This is a genomic window from Haloferula sp. (assembly GCF_049672945.1).
In the GTDB taxonomy this organism is placed as follows: domain Bacteria; phylum Verrucomicrobiota; class Verrucomicrobiia; order Verrucomicrobiales; family Akkermansiaceae; genus Haloferula.
The window spans coordinates 1-3,077 of record NZ_JBATWY010000222.1; the positions used below are offsets into that span (position 1 = coordinate 1).

General features: G+C 55.0%; 2 protein-coding genes and 1 pseudogene. 2 read left to right on the plus strand and 1 reads right to left on the minus strand.

Translation table 11 applies throughout. The features are described 5' to 3' along the window. Nucleotides 1-472, plus strand: a 472-nt coding sequence (locus tag WBG04_RS19370) for a DUF418 domain-containing protein (protein ID WP_424316366.1), incomplete at its 5' end; no start/stop codon positions are given. Between the two features lie 105 nt (nt 473-577). Next, nucleotides 578-2,230 carry an IS5 family transposase gene (locus WBG04_RS19375; protein WP_424316367.1) on the plus strand — a complete coding sequence of 551 codons (1,653 nt, stop codon included), beginning with the start codon at nt 578-580 and terminating at the stop codon, nt 2,228-2,230. A gap of 593 nt (nt 2,231-2,823) precedes the next feature. Here the strand turns inward: WBG04_RS19375 and WBG04_RS19380 are convergent. Further along, a pseudogene (locus WBG04_RS19380) lies at nt 2,824-3,077 on the minus strand (hypothetical protein); the annotation flags it as partial.

The window sequence follows — 3,077 nt, forward strand, 5'->3', positions numbered from 1 at the left end:
GGCCATGGGTGCTGACGGCACCGCAACGGAAGAACTGACCGATGTATATGTTGTGGGGACTTACTTTGATGTCGTCTTGTATCGGCTTGGGAACCTCATCGTTGTTGTCCTTGCGGCGTTTGCCTTCTGGCCGTCTTTCTTTGCCATGTTTCTCATCGGGATGCTGGCCGGGAGGAAGCGGATCTTCCGCGATGTGGAGAACAACAGGCAATTCCTTAAGCGGGCTTTGGTTCTGGCCGGTATCGTCGGGTTGGTTACCAATTTTATCGGAGCATGGATGTTAGTCAGTGGCTCGGAAAAAGTGGACTACGGGTTAATTTGCCTGTGCACGGGGGTGGTTAGCTTTGGTGGGCCGGTATTAGCGGTGTTCTATGTGGCTGCATTCGTTCTGGTCTTGAACAAAAATCCAATACACGCAGCCTGGATGCTTTTGGGAGCGGCGGGGCGAATGCCTCTAACAAGAGCCTCCTGAATAAGTGGAAGCTCTGGTTTTGGCAGTTCGGGATGCGGGAAAGTTGAAAGCGGGGTGCACGGGTTTCTGTAGTATTGGTGCGAAAAGCGTGCACTTCCCTGTCCGATGACCTGCTGTAGCCAACCCGAGTTCATTGATTTCTACCTGCCTTTCGGCGGGAAACTTTCCTCTCAGAACCGCTGGGTCAAGCTCGCGAGCCTCGTTCCGTGGAATCTTGTTGAAGAACGTTACTCGCGCAGCCTCGCCAAAAGCGGCATGGGCGCACCGCCGTTATCCGGACGTGTCGCCATCGGGGCAATGATCATCAAAGAGCGTCTCGGAGTCACCGACGAGGAGACCGTCGAACAGATTCGCGAGAATCCGTACCTGCAATTCTTCCTCGGCTACCACGAACTACTCAAGGAGGCCCCGTTCGATCCCTCGATGATGGTGCACTTCCGCAGTCGCTTCAGTCAGGAGGACTACGATGAAATCAACACGGCCATCATCCGTGAAGCAGGCGAACCCGAGGTGAAGGCGAATGCCGAGAATGGGTTTCAGAACGAGAACGAGAACGAGAACGAGAACGAGAACGAGAACGAGGGCGAGGGCGAGGGCGAGGGCGAGGGCGAGGGCGAGGGCGAGGGCGAGGGCGAGGGCGAGGGCGAGGGCGAGGAAAGCAAAGAGACGATGAAGAGTGGTAAATTACTCATCGATGCGACGGTGACCCCCGCCGACATCACCTATCCGACCGACCTCAAGCTGCTCAACGCGACCCGAGAGAAGCTCGAACACATCATCGACCTCCTTCATCATCCGCTCATTGGCAAACACAAGAAGCCTCGCACCTACCGGCGCAAGGCACGCAGGGATTTCCTCGCCATCATCAAGCAGAAGCGGCCCGGCGTGAAGAAGGTGCGCAAAGCCATCGGCAAGCAACTGCGCTACGTGCGCCGTGATCTCGGTCACATCGACACACTTCTGGAGAGCGGAGCCGATCTTGGCGATCTGAAATACTATGACTACCGTTGTCTGCTCGTCGCCCACGAGATTTACCGTCAGCAGGAAGAGATGTGGCGTGAGAAAAAGCACAGGGTCGACAATCGGATCGTAAGCCTCAGCCAACCATGGATACGTCCGATCGTAAGGGGCAAGGCCGGGGCGAAAGTGGATTTCGGAGCGAAAATATTGATCGGTGTATCGGGCGGCTACGCCACCCTTCACCGCTTGAGTTGGGACGCCTACAACGAGTGCACCGACCTCGTCGGACAGGTGGAATCCTACCGGAAGCTTCACGGGCACTATCCCGAAAGCGTCCACGCCGACCAGATCTACCGGACGCGCGCCAATCGAGCTTGGTGCAAGCAGCGAGGAATACGTCTTTCCGGGCCACCGACGGGCAGGCCGCGCAAGGAGACCGTGGAGAACGAGGCCGAGCTGGCGGCGATCAAAGCCCAAGCCCGTCAGGATGAGATCGACCGGATCCCCGTGGAAGGCAAATTCGGCAACGCCAAACGCGGCGGGACACTGGCTCGGGTAATGGCGAAGTTGATCCACACGAGTGTGAGCGTGGTGAATATCGGGCTGATCGTGCTCAACCTTGATACCCGGCTACGAGCCCTTCTTTTGTGCCTGCTGAACTGGATTTCGGGAGTCTGTCGCAAGCTCATCGGAGCCCAAGGCGCCTTCGCAAATATAGCAAGAGCTGCTTGGCTGGGAAACTCTCAGGAACTTCGTTTCGTCTCCAGGGCTGCCCGCTCGATGTGCACCGGGACCTGATGACTTTTTCAGGAAGCCCAAATTATTTCAGCAAAAAACCTAATCTGTGATCACCAAATCCATTTTTGACGAGCTTATGATCACTGGTGGGACTCCTTTTGAGTTCTCGGGCATTGATATATCATTGGCGATCCAGTCCATAATCTTCTCCGGTGAAAGGATTGCGAGAGTGACTTGCTTGGCAAAAATAGCCATGTGCTTCAGTTCCATCAAGCGCGAGCGGTAAAGCTCTCCTAAAGTAGCGACACTGATAGACTCTGTGGGAAAGAGTTCGGCGTTGGCGTTCGGGAGGCGTTGAGATCCATGGCCAGTTGATTGAAACAGGTCTTCCCCGAGCGCACCGATTTGAGGAGGCTCAGGAGAAAGTTTTCCGGTCTGAATTTCTGAGAATTTCGGGTTACAAATTTAGTCTTTCTGGCAATTTTCATTCAGGCGGAAAACACTTAAAAGAGAGCGGGCGGTGAGTGGAGTATTAAGCATACCGAGCTTGGCGCCTGGCTTATCTAGCCAAGAGAAAGATCAATTTGTTTTTGTGTGATTAACTTATTTGCAGTGAATTACGATTAGGTTGACGCGAATGAGTAGTCTGTGTGTCATCTCCGTATCCCTTTCGTGGGCTTTGGCAAATATCGGCGGACCTTGACGTCGTTCTTCTGCTCCCGCCCCGGCGTGCTCCGTCCTTGGACGATAAGCTCTTCAAGTAATGCCTGTAACTGAGTAACACGTTCAGGTTGTTCCGCAGCAACGTTCCTTGTTTCGCCACTGTCATTGGCCAGGTCGTAGAGCTGGACGGGTTGCGACTGGTCACCGCCCTTGCCCCAGCCACCAGAACCAGGCCCCGGAATGT

Bases quoted from the DNA above. Each gene is read 5' to 3' on its own strand.
- WBG04_RS19375 (WP_424316367.1), top strand. From the start codon at position 578: ATGACCTGCTGTAGCCAACCCGAGTTCATTGATTTCTACCTGCCTTTC.